Below are 17,318 nucleotides of genomic sequence, written 5' to 3' on the forward strand. Positions count from 1 at the left end.
CCCCCGGCCTCTGGTGGGGGGGTGGTTCGCGGGGTTTCCCCACCACCCCGATATTAACCCCCCCCATATTCCCCCCCCGCGGGGGGCCCCCCCCCCCGCGGGGGGGGGCCCGCGGCGTATGGATGTCAGGCCTTCCAATGCCATCCGGCGGCATGCCAGGATGCGACGCGGGTGTTGGAATTTGCCTGGAAACCCTCCAGCCCTTCCTTGCGGCCGAACACGTTGGTGGAGGCAAACAGAGGCAGGAACGGCAGATCCTGACGAACGATTTCCTGCACGCGCAGATAGATGGCGCGCCGCTGTTCCCGATCGAAGGTGCGCGCGCCCTTCTCGAGCAGCGCATCGACCTCCGGGTTGGAGTATTGGCCGGTGTTCGAGCCCTTTCCGCCCTTGGCGACGATCGCCTTGCTGTGCAGGCGGTTGGAAACATCGGGGTCGCCCGCGATGAGATTGGTTACACCGGAGATGGCTGACTCAAATTGCGATTTGAGCCAGAAATCGCCCCACATGACGGCGGCCGGAAGGTTCGAGATGGTCATCTCCACGCCGATCTCGGCAAATGTCTGCTGCAGGAACTGCTGCGTCTGCTCGCGCAAGTGGTTCCCGGAGGTGGTGGAGTTGGCGAACGACAGGCGCACCCCGTCCTTCACCCGTATTCCATCGGCTCCGGGTACCCAGCCGGCCTCGTCGAGGATCTGCCCCGCGCGCTCGAGGTTGAACTCCTGTGCCGGCAGGTTCGGATTGTAGTAGAAGGAATTCTGCGGCATGAACGTCTCGGTGGGTTTGTGGATCCCGTAATAAAGTGCTTCGAGGATCGCTTTCCTGTCGATTGCCGCGTAGAGCGCCTGGCGGACCGCCGGGTCCTTGAATTGCGGCTTCTCAAGATTGAGATAGATCGACTCGACCGATGCCCCAGGCTCCAGCTTGACCACACGATCCGATAGTGTGCTGGCTTCCGCGTAGTGGTCGGCGGTTATGAATGCCTGGTCGACAAGATCGATGTCGCCGCTCTTGAACTGGGTGTAGAGCACCGTCATGTCGGGGATGTATTTGAAGACGAGCCGCTCCAAATAGGGGCCCTCCCCGGCATAATCCGCGTTCGCGACGAGTTCGATATGATCGCCGGCAACGCGCTGCGCCCACTTGAATGCGCCAGTGCCGACAGGCGCCTGATTGAAGGCGGCGGCGTTGGGGTCGGCCTCCTTTTCGAGTATGTGCTTGGGAACCATGAAGGTTTCGGCGAGAAACGACAAATAGGGGGCGAAAGCCTCCTCCATCCGCCAGGTGAGCTCGGTCGGCGAGACCACCTTGATATCGCGCACCAGCGAATGGCCGGCCGTGCGCCACGCCCGGAATTTCGGATTGGTGATGAGCTCAAGGGTGAATTTCACATCCTCAGCCGTGAAGGGCCTGCCGTCGTGCCAGCGGACATCGTCACGCAGGCGGATGTGCCACTTGAGACCGTCCTCTGAAATGCCGCCGTTTTTCTGGCTTGGCACTTCGACCGCAAGATTGGGCTGAAGAACGCCTTTGGGATCCATGCGGAAGAGCGCATCGAAAAGCGAGAAATGCACAGCGTCGTCGACCTCGATATGCGGCATCAACGGATTGAATACGGTGGGCTCCTGCGACAGACCGACGACGACGCGGCCAGTTGGGCTGGCTGGCGGGTTCTGGGCGAAGGCAGGCTTGCCCAACAGATTGGGCGCAATGAGGCCTGCCGCCCCGCCTATCGCCATCAACCGGAGTGCATCGCGTCGCGAGTAGTTTGATTTGGTGCTTGAGCGTTCAGTCATTGGAATTCCCCTTGTTTTGGCGGTGTCCGCCGTGGCTATTATCCGTTTGCTGCAACCGGGCGGGTCGTTCCCGGCTGCTCTCCAGGAATCGCCGCCACCAGCTCACGTGTGTAGGCTGATTGCGGGTCGAGGAAGATTTGCGATGGCGGTCCGCGTTCAACGATCCGCCCCTTCTGCATCACCGCGATTTCGTCGCAGATCTGGCTGGCGACGCGCAGGTCGTGGGTGATGAAGATCATCGACACGCCGGTCTCCCGCTGGATCTGGTCGAGCAGCTGCAGGATCTGGGCCTGGATCGATACGTCGAGCGCCGACACCGCCTCATCGGCGATCAGCAGCTTCGGCTTGAACATCAGTGCCCGAGCGATGCCGATGCGCTGGCGCTGCCCACCGGAAAATTCATGCGGAAAGCGATCAAAGGCGCCGGCATCGAGGCCGACATGGGCCAGGAGCGCCCTCGCCTCTTCGCGCGCCTGGGCATAGGGCGTGCCGTGCGCGACTGGGCCAACGGTGAGGATGTGGCCGATCGTCGAGCGCGGGTTGAGCGAGGCGAACGGATCCTGGAAGATCATCTGGACCCGCGGCCGCAGCGGGCGGAATTCGGCTTCGGAAAGCTTGGCGATGTCGCGACCCTCGAACAGAATCCCGCCGCCGTCGCTGTCCAGCAGCTTGATCAATAGCCGACCAAGCGATGATTTGCCGGAACCGCTTTCGCCCACAACGCCCAGCGTGCGCCCGGGCGCCAGATCGAACGAGACCTCGTTGACCGCGGGCACGACGCGCTGCGCGCTGAACAGGGAACTGCCGCTTCGGTAGGTCTTCATCAGGCCTTCGACCTTCAGGATCGGCGCTTTGTCGGCCGTCTCCAGAGGAACGCGGTTCTCGCCGGTCAGGTGCGGGACGGCTGCGATAAGGCGCCTTGTGTAGGGATGGCCAGGCGACTTCAGGACCTGTTGAGCGCTACCCTGCTCGACGATGTGGCCCTTCTCCATCACGACGACGCTGTCTGCGATCTCGGCCACCACGCCGAAGTCGTGAGTGATGAACATGACGCTCATTCCCTTGCGGCGCTGAATGTCGCGGATCAGCTCCAGAATCTGTGCCTGTGTGGTCACGTCGAGCGCCGTCGTCGGTTCATCCGCGATCAGGATCGTCGGTTCAAGCGCCAGCGCCATGGCGATCATCACCCGCTGCCGCTGCCCGCCGGAGAGGCGGAACGGATACTGGTGGTACATGAGTTGCGGGTCCGGCAGTCCCACCTCGGTCAGCAACTCGACAGCGCGGCCGCGACGCGATTTCGGAGTGCCGACGCCGTGCGCCGCCATGACCTCGTCGATCTGCGCGCCCACGGTCATCAGCGGATTGAGCGCCGACAGCGGGTCCTGGAAGATCATCGACACCACCCGGCCGCGCAGGCTGCGCAGCTTGTCCTGCGGCATGCCCACGATGTTCGTCCCATCGAGGTGGATGGCGCCCGAGGAGAGACGGATCACCTTGGGCAGCAGCCCCATGATGGCGTTGGCGGTGACCGACTTGCCGGATCCGGACTCGCCAATGACGCACAGAATCTGGCCGCGTTTCAGATCAAACGAGATGTTCTCGACGGCATGGGTCCGCTCCATGCCTTTCGGCAAATTCACCGTGAGGTCGCGCACCGAAAGCGCCACATCGTGGAGGGCTACAGGCTGGATCGTGGCTACCATTGCGATCATCTCCCGTTTGAACCGAGCGGGTCCACGCTGTTGCGGACCGCATCATCGCGCTTTGAGCAGAAGCGCCTCACCATAGCGACCGTCGTCTAGTCATCTCGGCGCTTCGAGCGCTGAGGCTGCGAGAGACGGATTCTGCTCATCCTGGCGGCTCCCTTGATGAAATTCGGTCCGTGTACCGGACACTGTTCCCTTTTCTTGGAGAACTCTCCGAAGGCGTAAGCCCTGCCTATCGGAAGTCCTCTGGAGCTTACCCGTTATAAGGAAGGGTGCTCCGTTCTTTCAGCCAGTTTGACTGTTCTGTATCCGCATAGTCGTCGAAATTTGGCCCTCGGGCGGCAGGAACTTCTGAAAAGAACGTCAGGTTCGGCATTTCACTCTGCTCCCGTTCCGGCGCAGAAAACCGGGATCAGACAACCAGGTCCTTCTTCCGCTGATTTGTGCGCGACAGGCCTTGCGTCACTGCGCGCCGCGTCCCGAAAAGCCCATGCCGCAGATCGCGCGACTGGATGAAGTGTACTCCTGCTTGCCCCTACGAGGTTGGGGCCAGCGAGCGCTTTTTCGGCAACAATTGCCTGTTCCAAGGGCTGCAAACCGCAGGAAATTCCGTCCAGGCATGGACTCCGCAGCCTGCCTCTGCGGGCCGCAGGTTAGGATGCTTCAAATTTACGGAGTCCCATCCATGCCCGCGCCGCTCATTCACATCGAGTCCAGCCCATCCCTGCCTCGCGAGGCGGACGTCGTCGTCATCGGCGGCGGCGTGGTCGGCGTATTCACGGCCTATTATCTCGCACGCCGCGGCATCAGCGTTGCCCTGCTGGAGAAGGGGCGCGTTGCCGCCGAACAGTCCAGCCGCAACTGGGGCTGGTGCCGTCAGCAGAACCGTGACGCACGCGAGTTGCCGATGGCAACCAAGAGCCTCGATCTCTGGGAAAAAGTGGCGCAGGAGACCGGCGAGGACACCGGCTTCCGCCGCTGCGGCCTGCTCTATCTCTCGCAGGACGAAAACGAGTTGGCAGGCTGGGCAAAGTGGCGCGATTTCGCAAGGACGGTTGGCGTCACGACGCATGTGCTGAGCGCAGAAGAAGCCACCGAACGGGGCAAGGCCACCGGCCGCAAATGGAAAGGCGGCGTGTTCTCGCCAACTGACGGAACGGCGGATCCATCGAAGGCGGTGCCGGTTGCCGCGCGCGGCATCATGGCGGCCGGCGGCACCGTGCATCAAAATTGCGCGGCGCGCGGGCTGGAACTGAGCGCCGGCCGGGTCAGCGGCGTCGTTACAGAAGCCGGAACCATCCGCACAACGACCGTGGTCATGGCCGGAGGCGCGTGGGCTTCTTCCTTCTGCAACCAGCTTGGTATCCGTTTCCCGCAAGCTGCCGTGCGTCAGTCCATTCTAGCCGTAGCGCCGGGAGCAGAAGGCCTGCCGGATGCCCTGCATACCGCGCGCGTCTCGTTGACGCGGCGCAGCAACGGCGGATACGCGCTGGCGATCAGCGGGCGGGCGCGAGTCGATCCAACGCCGCAGCAGCTCAGGTTCAGCCGCGAGTTCGTGCCCATGTTCGCCCGCCGCTGGCGCAGTCTGGCCCCGGGAGCGTTCGAGGGCTGGCGTCAAGGACATGAAAGCCTGAGGAGATGGGTACTTGACGACGTGACACAAATGGAACGGAATCGGGTTCTCGACCCCACACCTGACATGAGGCAGATTCGCCTGACCTATCAAAGAGCCTGCGAATTGCTGCCCGAGTTCCAGCGCGTCGCGATTTCTCATGCTTGGGCGGGCTATGTCGACAGCACGCCCGATGGCGTCCCGGCAATTGGTGAAGTGGAGGGGATTCCGGGCTTTCTTCTCGCCGCGGGATTTAGCGGCCACGGCTTCGGGATCGGCCCCGGCGCTGGACATATGATCGCCGATATCATCACCGGCAGCGAGCCGATCGTCGATCCGCGTCCCTATAGGCCGGAGCGTCTGAAGACAGCTGCGTGGGGCAAGGTCGCTGAATTCTGAGAAGACCGTTTGCCAAGCTACATCAGGTCGCACACGAGATCGAGGGCGCGAGGCGGCCAGCACTGAAGGGAAAGTGACGATGCGCGAATATGAGATTGCCGCCATTCCTGCCGACGGGATCGGCCCAGAGGTCATTGCCGCCGGACTCCAGGCGCTTGAGGCTCTGCAGCGGCGCTGCGGCGACTTCAAGCTGCGCGTCCAGCACTTCGACTGGGGCTCAGACTACTACAAGGCGCATGGTCGGATGATGCCCGAAGATGGGGTGGCGCAACTGAAGCGCTTCGACGCTATCTTCTTTGGCGCGGTAGGCGCTCCCGATGTGCCCGACGATATCACCCTCTGGGGCCTCCGGCTGCCGATTTGCCAGGGCTTTGATCAATACGCGAACGTGCGGCCGACCAGGATATTGCCCGGTATTGTTTCGCCGCTGGCGGGCGTTGGCCCTGGCGATCTGGATTGGGTGATCGTGCGGGAGAATTCCGAGGGCGAGTATTCGGGCCACGGCGGCAGAGCCCATCGCGGCCTCCCCGAGGAGGTCGGAACCGAGGTCGCGATCTTCACGCGCGTCGGCGTCACTCGCATCATGCGCTATGCATTCCGGCTGGCGCAGTCACGGCCGCGAAAGCTCCTGACAGTTGTCACAAAGTCGAACGCGCAGCGTCACGGCATGGTAATGTGGGACGAAATCGCAGCCGAGGTGGCGCCGGAATTCCCGGACGTCGCCTGGGACAAGATGCTGGTCGATGCTATGACAGTGCGTATGACGTTGAAACCTCGGAGCCTTGATACGATCGTCGCCACCAATCTTCACGCCGACATATTGTCGGACCTTGCGGGGGCGCTCGCGGGCAGTCTCGGCGTTGCACCGACCGCCAACATTGATCCCGAGCGGCGCTATCCCTCGATGTTCGAGCCAATTCACGGCTCGGCATTCGACATCGCCGGCAAGGGTATTGCCAACCCGGTCGCCACCTTCTGGACCGCTGCCCAGATGCTCGAACATCTGGGCGAGAGCGCAGCGGCCGCCCGGTTGATGAACGCTGTGGAATCGGTGACGCGTGAGGGCGTGCTGACGCCGGACGTCGGAGGGACAGCGACCACGCAGGAGGTGACGGACGCCGTCTGCCGGACGATCCGCGGTTCCAACGTTTGACAGGTTTCCAATGAAGCTCGACAAGATCGACATCAAGATCTTATCCCAACTGCAGAAGAACGGGCGGGTCACGAATGTCGAGCTCGCCGACCTCGTGAACCTTTCACCGAGCCCTTGCCTGATGCGGGTGAAGAAGCTTCAGACGGAAGGCTTCATCACCGGCTATTCCGCCCAGATCGATGTGTCCAAGCTCGGGCAGACTCTGACGATCTTCACCGAAGTCACGCTCAAGCACCATCAACAGAACGACTTCGCGAGATTTCTCACCGCAATCCAGAAGGTCGATTCTGTTATCGAATGCCACCTGGTTTCAGGCGGTTACGACTATCTTGTGAAGTTTGTCACAGCGGGCATCAGCGAGTACCAGACGATCATGGAGCGCATGATCGAACTGGATATCGGAATCGACAAATATTTCAGCTTCGTCGTGCTGAAGTCACCGATCGTCAAATCCCATTTGCCTCTCGACGCGATATTCGACAGATGAGAAAGAGGCTGCCGCGCGCACGCGGCGGCAGCCTGGACGATCATCCCTTCATCGCCGACCGCACGTCCTGGTCCTCGAGGGTTTGATCCAGGGTCATCCGGGTGCGTTCGAGGATTCCATCAATATCGTCATCGGTGCAGCAGAGCGGCGGCGCAAAGCCGAGAATGCCGTTGTTGAAGGCGCGGATGACAAGGCCGTTCGCCCACGCGCGCTCGAAGATGCGGCGCCCCGGATCGGCCGCCGGCGGCAGCGGCGTCTTGCGCTCCTTGTCGGTGACCAACTCGATTGCTGCCAGCATGCCACGGCCGCGAATGTCGCCAACCAGCGGGTGGTCGGCGAGCGAGCGAAGGCCTGCCATCAAGCGCTTGCCGGCCTTGCGCCCATTCTCGAGCAAGCTGTCTTCGTAGAGACGCAGGCATTCGAGCCCGACTGCCGCGCTCACGGGATGGGCCGAATAAGTATAGCCATGGCCGACAGGCGCTTTGCCGGCTCCGTCTGCGATCGTATTGTACACATGGTCCGAGATGAAGACGGCCCCCATCGGCACGTAGCCCGAGGTCAGTCCCTTCGCCGTGGTCATGAGATCCGGCACGACCTCGTCTTCCTCACAGGCGAAGAGGGGGCCGGTGCGGCCAAAGGCAGTGATGACCTCGTCGACAACGAACAGGATATCGTGTTCCTTGCACACGGCGTGCAGAGCCTTCAGCCAACCTGTCGGTGGAACGAGGACACCGCCCGAACCCTGGATGGGTTCGGCGTAGAAGGCCGCAACGCGGCCCGCGCCGAGTTCCGCGATTTTGGCGCGCAGGGCCGCGACCGATGCATCGATGATCGCCTGCGGGTCGGAACCGACCGGATTGCGATAGGCGTAGTGCGAGGGAATCTTGTGCTGCCAGTCGTAAGGCACGCCGAAACCCGCATGGAAAGCCGGAATCGCGGTCAGGCCTGATCCAGCCGTCGAGGAGCCATGGTAGCCATGCTCGACCGAGATGAACTGGTCCTTCTGCGGCGTGCCCTTGGCATGGTAGTAATAGCGAATGAAGCGGATCGTGCTGTCGATTGCGTCGGAGCCGCCAAGCGTGAAATAGACATGGTTCAAATCGCCGGGCGCCAGTTCGGCAAGCCTGGCAGCAAGGCGAATGGCAGGCTCGGACCCCAGCCCGAAATATCCCGTGGCATAGGGAAGCTCTCTCAGCTGCTTTGCGGCTGCTTCAACGATACTTTCCTGGCCGTAGCCGAGGTTTACACACCATAGACCGGCGAATCCGTCCAGCAGGGTTTTCCCGCTTGCATCGGTCACCGTTGCGCCCTTGGCGGATTTGAGCACCCGCACGCCCGTCTCCTCGTGGCTCCGATAGCATGAAAACGGGTGAACCAGATGTGCGCGATCGAGTTCGATCAGTGAATTTGCCAGCATTTCTTCCTCCGATTCAACCGAGTGCCTGATTTAACCGAGTGCCTGATTTAACCAAGTGCCTGACTGACCAACGCATATGTGCGATGATGCGCCGGCTTGCTTTCCCTGTGCGTGGCCATGGAGCGTCGCATCGTGATCCCACCGCCGACGTGCGCGAGGCCGCGCCCGGTGAGCCATTCAGCAAGATCCGTTGAGACGTCGGTATCGACACGGACGAACTTGCCCTGATGATGGGCGAGCAGAAAGTCGATCAGTGCCTTGGCCTCGGTACCGTTTCTCGCCACCACCGGGCCGATGACCAGCCCCCGGCCGAATGGCCGGATGGCGGAAAAGGCCTGGATATCGCCGTCATCGCGAATGACAGCGAACTTCGCGCGCTCGAAAAGCCGCCTCATCAGCGCCGAACGGTCATGGCCAAATGCCTCGCGATCCAGCACCTCGAGGCGGGCAAGATCGCCGCTCTCTGCCCAGGATACACGGGCCGGCGCCGAAACTGCCAACGCCTCGCCCTGATGCTGCACGATCTCGCCAGTCGTGACGAAGCCCAGCTTCTCATAGAGCGGCAGGCCTTCCTGTGTCGCCGTCAGGCAACAGGTGCGCTCACCCGCCTTGGCAAGCGCCTCTTCCATCATCTTTCGGCCGAGTCCGCGGCCGCGCATGGCCGCATCGACGATCACCATGTTGATGGCGGCGGCTTTGTCGCCGTAGGGGGTCATCATGATGGTCGCCGCCACGCGTTCTTCTTCCAGAGCGACGATCCCCCGGCTGACCGACTGGACCAACTCCCAATCCTCGCGGCGATGCGGCCATTTAACCTGGCGAGACAACTCGACAGCACCTTCCAGGTGCCCCGGTGTCATCTCTTCAAGAATGATCTGTTGTGTGGTCATTAAGAATTTCCGGCCTTCGTCTTCAGTGCTGACGGTAGACCACTAAAGACAGCAGTTCCTCCCGACCGGCAGCCATGCGCCAAGCGTTTTCACTATCCTTCGCCGCTCGCGCCGCATCTTCTGCCGAAGCATGGCCGACAGGCCGCGCTGCTCCCAAAGCTCGATAGGACACCTGGCGCAACTCTCTGCCAAACCGACGATGCAATACGAAACGATCTGCTTCAGGTCGCCGCGAATGCGGCCGTTAGTCTTCCAGATCTCCGACTATGGTGATTGTGGTACAGGCACGCTGTGCCGAGAAAAACCAGGAGGATTGTCGCCATGTCGACGTTCAGACCGAAATACATCACCTTCGACTGCTACGGCACGCTCACCAATTTCGATATGGCCGGTGCCGCGCGGCGCGTCTACGGCGAGCGCCTCTCCCCAGAGGCAATGGCCAGCTTCGTGGAGGCTTTTAGAGGCTATCGCCTTGACGAGGTGCTGGGGCCATGGAAACCCTTCCTCGAGGTGGTGCAGAATTCCATCGAACGCAGCTGCAAGCGCATCGGTATCCAGTTCAAACCCGAAGATGCCCAACGCATCTATGAAGAAGTGCCGACCTGGGGTCCGCACCCCGACGTCCCGGCGGGACTGGCCAAGGTCGCCAAGGAAATCCCACTGGTGATCCTGTCCAACTCCATGAACAGCCTGATCATGTCGAATGTGGAGAAGCTCGGCGCGCCCTTTCACACCGTCATCACCGCCGAAGAGGTTGGCGCCTATAAGCCGCTGATGAAGGGCTTTGAATACATGCTCGACAAGCTCGGCTGCGGCCCGGAGGACATCACTCATGTCTCCTCCTCATTCCGCTACGATCTGATGACCGCCTACGATCTCGGCATCAAGAGCAAGGTGTGGGTGAACCGCGGCCACGAGCCTGCAAACCCCTTCTACGAATATACCGAGATCAAGGATATCGGCGGGCTGGCCGCCGCGGTCGGCCTGGAGCCCGTTCGGGAAGTTGCTTGAGGCTGGCGGGCCTCCGGCCATCGCGGCCTCCGAAGTATCGAAATGAGAAAGGGGCGGTTTCGACCGCCCCTTTCTCATTGCTGATGCATGTCGCGCAAAGCATGCCCTCGGCCCTGGGATTGACCGAACCACCCCTCGCTCGTCGTCCAAGGGCGGAGCAAGGAGCGAAGCGACGCGGCGTAGACCCTGGCATCCATACGGCGGTTGGACCTTCGCTGCCTGACGGTCGGGCAGCCAAATCTCCAACGCTGGCGATTGGCATAAGCCACCACGACTTCGGTCGAGGTAGAGGCGATGGTCGCCCATCGCCTCTACTCGACCGAAGTGGAGGGATGCTTCGGCTAATCCCGGAGGTTTGCGATTGCCACTGAAGATCGGCCGCTGAAAAGGGGACTGTGTTCCAATGCATGTCGCGCAAAGGGATGCCCTCGGGCTGACCCTGGGCCTGACCGAGGGTGTGCAGCGGTTTTGCGATAGCGACAGCATAAACAACAACCTAAAGCGCGTCGCATGAGGCCGGTCAAAACGCGACGCGCTTTAGTTCGCTGTTGCGACTCCGGCAAAGCCTACTGGTTCAACCCGCCGACGTGGAGCGTCTTGACCTCGAGATATTCTTCGATCCCGAGTTGCGATCCTTCCCGCCCCACTCCTGACTGCTTGACACCGCCGAAAGGCGCAACCTCGGTCGAGATCAGGCCTGTGTTGAGCCCGACCATGCCGAACTCCAGCGCCTCGGCGACACGCCATGACCGCTTGAGGTCGTCGGTGTAGAAGTAGGCGGCAAGGCCGAACGGCGTAGCGTTCGCGATGGTGATGGCCTCTTCCTCCGTCTCGAAGCGAAAAAGCGGCGCCACCGGACCGAAGGTCTCTTCCGATGCCAGGAGCATCTCGGTAGTAGCCTCCCCCAGGACGACGGGCCGCGCATATTGCCTGCCGTCGGGCACTGCCTCGCTTTGGGCGAGGATCTGCGCGCCTTTCTTCTTCGCATCCGCAATGTGACGCTCGATCTTGTCGATCGCGGCCGTGTTGATCATCGGGCCGATCTCAGTGCCCTCGTCGGTCCCCGCGCCAACCTTCATCCGCGTGACGCGCTGGCTCAGCTTTTCGGCGAACGCGTCGTAAACGCCTTCCTGCACGAGAATCCGGTTCGCGCAAACGCAGGTTTGACCGCCATTGCGGAACTTGGATACGATCACCCCTTCAACTGCGTTATCCAGATCGGCGTCGTCAAAGACGATAAAGGGCGCGTTGCCGCCAAGCTCCAGGCTCAGCCGCTTGATGCTATCGGCCGCGCCACGCATGAGCAGCGCACCGACGCGGGTCGAACCGGTGAACGAGATCTTGCGCACCGTCTCGTTGGCCATCAGTTCTTTGCCGATCTCGCCCGGCATGCCGGTCACGATGTTGATAACGCCTGCCGGGATGCCCGCCCGCTCCGCCAGGACGCCGAGCGCCAGCGCCGAGAATGGCGTAAATTCCGACGGCTTGATGACAACCGTGCAGCCGGCGGCCAGCGCCGGTGCTACTTTGCGCGTGATCATCGCGTTGGGGAAATTCCACGGCGTGATGATGGCACAGACGCCGACTGCTTCCTTGAGAACCAGAATGCGTCGATCAGCGGTGGGTGACGGAATGGTCGAGCCACCGATGCGGCGCGCCTCCTCCGCAAACCATTTCACGAAAGATGCGCCGTAGCGGATTTCCGCCGACGCCTCGGCAAGCGGCTTACCCTGTTCCAGCGTCAGCAGAAGCGCCAAATCCTGTTCGTGCTGGCGAATGAGGTCGTGCCATCGCTCCAGCAATCTCGCACGCTCGGCATGGGTCGTCTTCTTCCAGCTTTTGAATGCCTCGGCCGCAGCAGCGATAGCGGCCCTGGCGTCGTCGCCGCCCATATCGGGAACGCTGCCAAGAACGGCCAGGGTGGCAGGGTTGGTGACCTCGACGGCGGCCTTTGTATCCGCTTCCCGCCACACACCGTCAATCAACGCCTGCTGGCGGAACAGGTCCGCATCGTCAAACGTGCCAATCTTCGTTATCGCATTCATGGTCTTTCCTCTGCCCTTTCAGCTCAACGCCGCAAGCACGGCTTGCGTGATTGTTTCAGTCCGGTCCTTGCCTGCGATCGTGCCAATGCCCCGCGCGGTTATGGACTCGATTGCCGACATCACTTCTGCCGCAGCATGCCCCTCGCCCAGATGCTCGAGCATCATCGCACCGGACCAGATCGCGGCGATCGGATTGGCGACACCGAGATGCGCGATGTCGGGCGCCGAACCGTGGACCGGTTCGAACATGGAAGGCGCACTGCGATCGGGATTGATATTGGCGGAGGCGGCGTAACCCAGCCCGCCCTGAATGGCCGCTCCAATATCGGTGAGGATGTCGCCAAACAGGTTCGAGGCGACGATCACGTCGAGGCTTTCCGGCGCCAGCACCATGCGGGCGGCAATGGCGTCGATGTGGTAGTGCGAGACCTCGACATTGGCATAGTCCTTCGCCACCTCACGCGTGACCTCATCCCAGAAAACCATGGAATGCTTTTGGGCGTTGGATTTGGTCACGGATGCGAGCTTCTTGCCGCGCGCCCGCGCCTGTTCGAAACCGAAACGCATGATCCGTTCGACACCGGCACGCGTGAAGATTGACGTCTCAATCGCGACCTCATTGGCCGTGCCGGAATGCACGCGCCCGCCGGCGCCGGAATATTCGCCTTCCGTATTCTCGCGAATGCACAGGATGTCGAAACCATCGGAGCGGAGGGGCCCCTGAACGCCCGGCAACAGCCTGTGCGGCCGTATGTTGGCGTACTGCGTGAACCCTTTCCGGATCGGCAGCAGCAGTCCGTGAAGCGATACTGAGTCGGGTACTTCCGCGGGCCAGCCTACAGCGCCGAGATAGATCGCATCGAATTTTCGGAGTGTCTCGATGCCGTCTGGCGGCATCATTGCGCCGGTTTCCAGGTAGTAGGCGCACGACCATGGGAAGCGTGTGCCATCAAGGGCGAAACCGCCCCGTTTGGCCGCGGCCTGCATCACCTGCCATGCCGCCCCGGTCACGTCCTTGCCGATGCCGTCGCCGGGGATGAGCGCTATGTCATAGGTCTTCATCGATCGAGGTCCTCATTCGCACTAGCGGAACCATAGCGGACCGCGTGCCGCATTTTTCGTCGAGAATGAGCGGCCCGACAGCGTCGAATCGCGTCGGGCCGAACTTGGATAGTCGATTGTTCTGGAACCGCCGCGCGCTCTACTCGGCCGTACCTTGAGCACTGAACTCAGTCGTAAACGCAGACGTAGATCTTGCGCACGGTCTCGATCGTGCGCCAGACACCCACGAAACCGGGCTTCATCACGAAACTGTCGCCGGCGCGGTAAGTCTTGGTCTCGCCGCCCTTCTCCTCGATTTCGATGAGGCCCGACAGGATATGGCAGAACTCGTAGGTGGTGCCCTTGATCGAATGCGTCTCGCCGGGGGTGGCTTCCCAGACGCCGGTCAGAACCTTCTCACCTTTCGAGGCATCCTGCGCCCAACTCTTGAAGGATGGAGTGCCGGAAATGAGCCGCTCAGGCAGCGGCAATGCCTCCTTCGGCGTGAAGGCGGGATTTGTGTCAATCGTGGTCAGCAGTGACATGTGGGTCTCCTGGTTAGTAGCCGAGTGTCCGATCGATGAGGCCGATCAGTTCTTCGCCGGCGCGGTGGCGCCGGACGTTGTCGACGGCGGCTTGCGCCGCCGTATGTGGTTGTGTCACCGAGGCAATGTGCGGCGTTATCATCACCTTCGGATGCGACCACAGCGGATGGTCTTCCGGGAGCGGTTCCGGATCAGTGACATCAAGCATCGCCGCGGATACGTGGCCTCTGTCGAGCGCGTCGATCAGCGCGGCCTGGTCGAGTTGCGGACCCCTGCCGACATGCAGCAGGCGCGCCCCTGCTGGCAGCAAGGAGAAGAGTTTTGCATCGAGAATGCCGCTGGTTTCCTGCGTCAGCGGTAGCAGGCAGACGAGAATATCCGTCTGCTTCAGAAAGCGGGGCAACTGATCGGCGCCGTGAAAACAGGTGACTCCCTCTATCCGCTTTTCGCTGCGGCTCCACCCGGCAAGCGGAAACTGGAATGGCATCAGGCGCTCGATAGCCGCCTGCGCCAGCATGCCAAGACCAAGAAAGCCGACCCGGCGCTCGGCCGCCCGTCGAGCGGCAATCGGTTGCCAGAGGCACCTTTTCTGCTGCTCGAGATAGACGGGCATCTCCCGGTGGAGCGCCAACACGCCAAGCGCGACGTATTCCTGCATCATGCGGATGATGCCGTCCTCGACCATGCGCACCAGCTTCACATGGCTCGGCACGACGTCCTGCTTGAACTGGTCGACGCCGGCTCCGATCGAAAACAGCACTTCCAGGTTGCGGTAGCAGGAGATGTCGTCCGGCACCGTCCAGGTGATGAGATAGCGCACCTGGTCCGGCTCCAACTCATCGCCGGAATGGAAGAATTCCAGATCCGGGAGTTCGCGCGCAAAAATCTCGCGGAACACCGCAGCACGCGCCGCATCGGAGTTGAAAAGAAATGCCATGGAACCCGCCCTTCCCTCAGGCCGCGAGACGCGCGCCGAGATCGTCGATCATGCTCTGGCAGGCAGCAAGTTCACCGATCTCGATGTATTCATTGGGACGATGCGCGCGGGAAATTTCGCCAGGGCCGCAAATGATCGCATCGATACCGGCCTGCTGATAAAGCCCGGCCTCAGTGCCGTAACTGACCGCCGTGAGCGGCTCCTGCCCCGTCAGCTCTGTCAGGACTGCCGCTAGCTTGCTCCCATCCGCCGGCGCAAGGGCGGGATAGGAACTCAATTCGTGCCAGGCCACCTCGAAGCCGCTGTCGCGCAGATCGAAAAGCCGGGCTTTGACCGGCTCAAGCAGGGATGCTGGGGAAACGCCCGGCACGGCACGCACCTCGATATCGGCTGTGCAGTGGCCAGCGATGATGTTGACCGCCTGTCCACCGGCGATGACACCCACCTGCAAGGAAGAGTATGGGGGCTTGAAATTTTGATCGAGCGGGCCGCCCGTGAGCGATTGGCCGTAGGCCACGGCGTGCGAGATGACGCCGGCCATGGCATGCACGGCATTGAGTCCGAGATCGGGGCGTGACGAATGGCCGGATCGCCCGATCACCTCGAGCCGCGCCGCGGCCTTTCCCTTGTGCGCACGCACAGGTTGCATCCGGCTGGGCTCGCCGACAATTGCGCCAAGCGGCCTCTCGCACAGGCTCGGCAACGCAGCCAGGAGATGCGGCACACCACGGCACCCCGCCTCTTCGTCGTAGGAGAATGCGAGATGGACTGGCTGCCGCAGGTTCATTGCCGCAAGTCCTGGCAGCGCGGCCAATGCGCAGGCGAGAAAGCCCTTCATGTCGGTGGTGCCGCGGCCGTAAAGCCTGCCGCCCTCGCGACGCAGGACGAACGGATCGGAGCTCCATTCCGGCTCGCCGGCCGGCACGACATCCATATGTCCGGAGATGACGTAGCCCCGACCGGCACGCGGGCCGACCGTGACGAACAGGTTGGACCGGTCGCCCTCGGGACCGGGCAGAACTGTCACCTCGGCTCCGGCTGCCTGACAGTAGTCGCGGATCCAATCGACGATCTCACCGTTTGGCGTGCCCACAACGGAGGGAAATGCAATCAGGGTCGCGAGGATTTCTTCCACGTTCATGGCGGTCCGCTCTGCTTGCACTGTTACCGGGTGCGACCAGCCTATCCCTGCGCAGCAGTGTTCCCTGCCGAATCGCGTCGTGCTTTGGCTGAAGATTGCGAAAAAACGCCTCGAACCAGCGAAACCTGCTGGCGTTCCCCTGTAATGCTGCTGCAAATGAGGCCTGTCGCAAACATGGCTATCGGCGCCAGGATTTAACACCGCGTGCGCTGGGCATTCGTTAAAAGACATTCGTTGAAGGAGCGGATCGACTGAGATGCAGAGATCAGTACGCCTGAAATCCTTTGAACTGGTCGCGCGAGACATCAATGATGTCGATGTTGATCTGCTGCATGCACTATCGATTTCGGTCCGCTGGCCGCATCGTCCCAAGGACTGGGATTTGTTGCGCCGCGCCGGCCACGGCATCGTCGCCGTTGACGGAATTGGGCGCGTCTTCGGAAGCGCGATGTGGTTTCCCCAAGGGGACGATTTTGCCACCATCGGCCTGGTGATCACGACGCCTCGCGCACAGGCGCAGGGAGGCGGCCGATGGCTCATGGACCAGGTCCTCGAGCAGTGCGGGGATCGCAATCTGGCCCTGAATGCCACCCATGCCGCCTATCCCCTGTATGTGTCGCTCGGCTTCACGAACGAGGCGATCGTCTACATGCGCCAGGGCGAGATCCCACAAAAACTCCCGCCAATGCCAGCTCCGGATGGTGAATTAAGTGATCTGCCCAGCGGCGGACTTCGCGAGATCACCGAACTGGACGCGCGCGCATTCGGGACCAACCGTGCAAGGCTGCTTGCGTTGCTCTCGGAGGATGCCTCGATCGCCACTTTGAGTCGCGGCGGCGAGGTCGTTGGCTATTCCATGTGTCGCGAGTTCGGGCGCGGCCATGTGATTGGTCCCACAATAGCCCGAAACGACCAGGACGCGGTCCACCTCACAGCCGTCCATCTGAAGAAGCTGGCAGGTCGATTCGCCCGCGTCGATACGCGCGAGAAGGATGGCGTGTTTGCCGAGTTTCTGCAGCAGAGCGGCCTCGGCATTGCCGAGACCGTGACGACGATGTCCAAAGGCCGCCGCTTTCTGAACCGCGAAAGCAACGGGCCCTGGGTCTATGGATTGGCCAGCCACGCCTGGAGCTGAATG

At 61.9% G+C, this 17,318-nt stretch carries 14 protein-coding genes; 5 read left to right on the top strand and 9 right to left on the bottom strand.

Going from position 1 to position 17,318, the window contains the following annotated elements; all coding sequences use genetic code 11:
• Positions 1–125 precede the first annotated feature (125 nt).
• Together AC0L2K_RS21175 and AC0L2K_RS21180 are read right to left on the bottom strand one after the other, a co-directional pair.
• Positions 126–1,796 (bottom strand): peptide ABC transporter substrate-binding protein, encoded by a 1,671-nt coding sequence (locus tag AC0L2K_RS21175; protein WP_473524933.1) that lies wholly within the window; start codon positions 1,794–1,796, stop codon positions 126–128.
• Positions 1,797–1,834: 38 nt separating this feature from the next.
• Positions 1,835–3,499 carry an ABC transporter ATP-binding protein gene (locus AC0L2K_RS21180; protein WP_023798451.1) on the bottom strand — a complete coding sequence of 555 codons (1,665 nt, stop codon included), beginning with the start codon at positions 3,497–3,499 and terminating at the stop codon, positions 1,835–1,837.
• Between the two features lie 688 nt (positions 3,500–4,187).
• On the opposite strand from AC0L2K_RS21180, the gene AC0L2K_RS21185 reads away from it, so the two are divergent.
• From AC0L2K_RS21185 to AC0L2K_RS21195, 3 genes are all read left to right on the top strand, one after another.
• Positions 4,188–5,513: an NAD(P)/FAD-dependent oxidoreductase gene (locus AC0L2K_RS21185; RefSeq protein WP_473532300.1), complete on the top strand. Its 1,326-nt coding sequence runs from the start codon at positions 4,188–4,190 to the stop codon at positions 5,511–5,513.
• Positions 5,514–5,592: 79 nt separating this feature from the next.
• Positions 5,593–6,666 carry a tartrate dehydrogenase gene (locus AC0L2K_RS21190; RefSeq protein ID WP_473532240.1) on the top strand — a complete coding sequence of 358 codons (1,074 nt, stop codon included), beginning with the start codon at positions 5,593–5,595 and terminating at the stop codon, positions 6,664–6,666.
• 10 nt (positions 6,667–6,676) lie between these two features.
• The gene (locus AC0L2K_RS21195) at positions 6,677–7,153 is read left to right on the top strand and encodes an Lrp/AsnC family transcriptional regulator (RefSeq protein WP_023798454.1); all 477 of its coding nucleotides are present in this window, start codon (positions 6,677–6,679) and stop codon (positions 7,151–7,153) included.
• A gap of 40 nt (positions 7,154–7,193) precedes the next feature.
• Here the strand turns inward: AC0L2K_RS21195 and AC0L2K_RS21200 are convergent, their stop codons facing one another.
• The gene (locus AC0L2K_RS21200) at positions 7,194–8,570 is read right to left on the bottom strand and encodes an aminotransferase class III-fold pyridoxal phosphate-dependent enzyme (protein ID WP_473532241.1); all 1,377 of its coding nucleotides are present in this window, start codon (positions 8,568–8,570) and stop codon (positions 7,194–7,196) included.
• A 47-nt stretch (positions 8,571–8,617) separates the two neighbouring features.
• The gene (locus tag AC0L2K_RS21205; RefSeq protein WP_473532242.1) at positions 8,618–9,460 is read right to left on the bottom strand and encodes a GNAT family N-acetyltransferase; all 843 of its coding nucleotides are present in this window, start codon (positions 9,458–9,460) and stop codon (positions 8,618–8,620) included.
• 321 nt (positions 9,461–9,781) lie between these two features.
• On the opposite strand from AC0L2K_RS21205, the gene AC0L2K_RS21210 reads away from it, so the two are divergent.
• Positions 9,782–10,471: a haloacid dehalogenase type II gene (locus AC0L2K_RS21210; protein WP_473532243.1), complete on the top strand. Its 690-nt coding sequence runs from the start codon at positions 9,782–9,784 to the stop codon at positions 10,469–10,471.
• A 566-nt stretch (positions 10,472–11,037) separates the two neighbouring features.
• On the opposite strand, the gene AC0L2K_RS21215 is transcribed toward AC0L2K_RS21210, so the two are convergent.
• The 5 genes from AC0L2K_RS21215 to argE form a co-directional block, all read right to left on the bottom strand.
• Complete coding sequence (locus AC0L2K_RS21215) at positions 11,038–12,516, bottom strand: NAD-dependent succinate-semialdehyde dehydrogenase (RefSeq protein WP_473532244.1); 1,479 nt, start codon at positions 12,514–12,516, stop codon at positions 11,038–11,040.
• 18 nt (positions 12,517–12,534) lie between these two features.
• Entirely contained in the window at positions 12,535–13,578 is a 1,044-nt protein-coding gene (locus AC0L2K_RS21220) for a tartrate dehydrogenase (protein WP_473532245.1), read from the bottom strand.
• A gap of 167 nt (positions 13,579–13,745) precedes the next feature.
• Complete coding sequence (locus AC0L2K_RS21225) at positions 13,746–14,102, bottom strand: cupin domain-containing protein (protein WP_023798459.1); 357 nt, start codon at positions 14,100–14,102, stop codon at positions 13,746–13,748.
• 13 nt (positions 14,103–14,115) lie between these two features.
• Positions 14,116–15,039, bottom strand: a complete 924-nt coding sequence (locus AC0L2K_RS21230; RefSeq protein ID WP_473532246.1) for a 2-hydroxyacid dehydrogenase — start codon at positions 15,037–15,039, stop codon at positions 14,116–14,118.
• Positions 15,040–15,055: 16 nt separating this feature from the next.
• Positions 15,056–16,180: an acetylornithine deacetylase gene (gene argE, locus AC0L2K_RS21235; RefSeq protein ID WP_473532301.1), complete on the bottom strand. Its 1,125-nt coding sequence runs from the start codon at positions 16,178–16,180 to the stop codon at positions 15,056–15,058.
• A gap of 256 nt (positions 16,181–16,436) precedes the next feature.
• Between argE and AC0L2K_RS21240 the strand changes: the two genes are divergently transcribed.
• Entirely contained in the window at positions 16,437–17,315 is an 879-nt protein-coding gene (locus tag AC0L2K_RS21240) for a GNAT family N-acetyltransferase (protein ID WP_023798462.1), read from the top strand.
• Positions 17,316–17,318 lie beyond the last annotated feature (3 nt).

The organism is Mesorhizobium sp. WSM4817 (assembly GCF_055811135.1).

Excerpts from the sequence above, each read along its gene's own strand:
- AC0L2K_RS21185 (WP_473532300.1), top strand. The coding sequence starts at position 4,188 with ATGCCCGCGCCGCTCATTCACATCGAGTCCAGCCCATCCCTGCCTCGC.
- AC0L2K_RS21205 (WP_473532242.1), bottom strand. The coding sequence starts at position 9,460 with ATGACCACACAACAGATCATTCTTGAAGAGATGACACCGGGGCACCTG.
- AC0L2K_RS21220 (WP_473532245.1), bottom strand. The coding sequence starts at position 13,578 with ATGAAGACCTATGACATAGCGCTCATCCCCGGCGACGGCATCGGCAAG.
- AC0L2K_RS21210 (WP_473532243.1), top strand. The coding sequence starts at position 9,782 with ATGTCGACGTTCAGACCGAAATACATCACCTTCGACTGCTACGGCACG.
- AC0L2K_RS21240 (WP_023798462.1), top strand. The coding sequence starts at position 16,437 with ATGCAGAGATCAGTACGCCTGAAATCCTTTGAACTGGTCGCGCGAGAC.
- argE (WP_473532301.1), bottom strand. The coding sequence starts at position 16,180 with ATGAACGTGGAAGAAATCCTCGCGACCCTGATTGCATTTCCCTCCGTT.
- AC0L2K_RS21230 (WP_473532246.1), bottom strand. The coding sequence starts at position 15,039 with ATGGCATTTCTTTTCAACTCCGATGCGGCGCGTGCTGCGGTGTTCCGC.
- AC0L2K_RS21195 (WP_023798454.1), top strand. The coding sequence starts at position 6,677 with ATGAAGCTCGACAAGATCGACATCAAGATCTTATCCCAACTGCAGAAG.
- AC0L2K_RS21190 (WP_473532240.1), top strand. The coding sequence starts at position 5,593 with ATGCGCGAATATGAGATTGCCGCCATTCCTGCCGACGGGATCGGCCCA.
- AC0L2K_RS21225 (WP_023798459.1), bottom strand. The coding sequence starts at position 14,102 with ATGTCACTGCTGACCACGATTGACACAAATCCCGCCTTCACGCCGAAG.
- AC0L2K_RS21180 (WP_023798451.1), bottom strand. The coding sequence starts at position 3,499 with ATGGTAGCCACGATCCAGCCTGTAGCCCTCCACGATGTGGCGCTTTCG.
- AC0L2K_RS21200 (WP_473532241.1), bottom strand. The coding sequence starts at position 8,570 with ATGCTGGCAAATTCACTGATCGAACTCGATCGCGCACATCTGGTTCAC.
- AC0L2K_RS21175 (WP_473524933.1), bottom strand. The coding sequence starts at position 1,796 with ATGACTGAACGCTCAAGCACCAAATCAAACTACTCGCGACGCGATGCA.
- AC0L2K_RS21215 (WP_473532244.1), bottom strand. The coding sequence starts at position 12,516 with ATGAATGCGATAACGAAGATTGGCACGTTTGACGATGCGGACCTGTTC.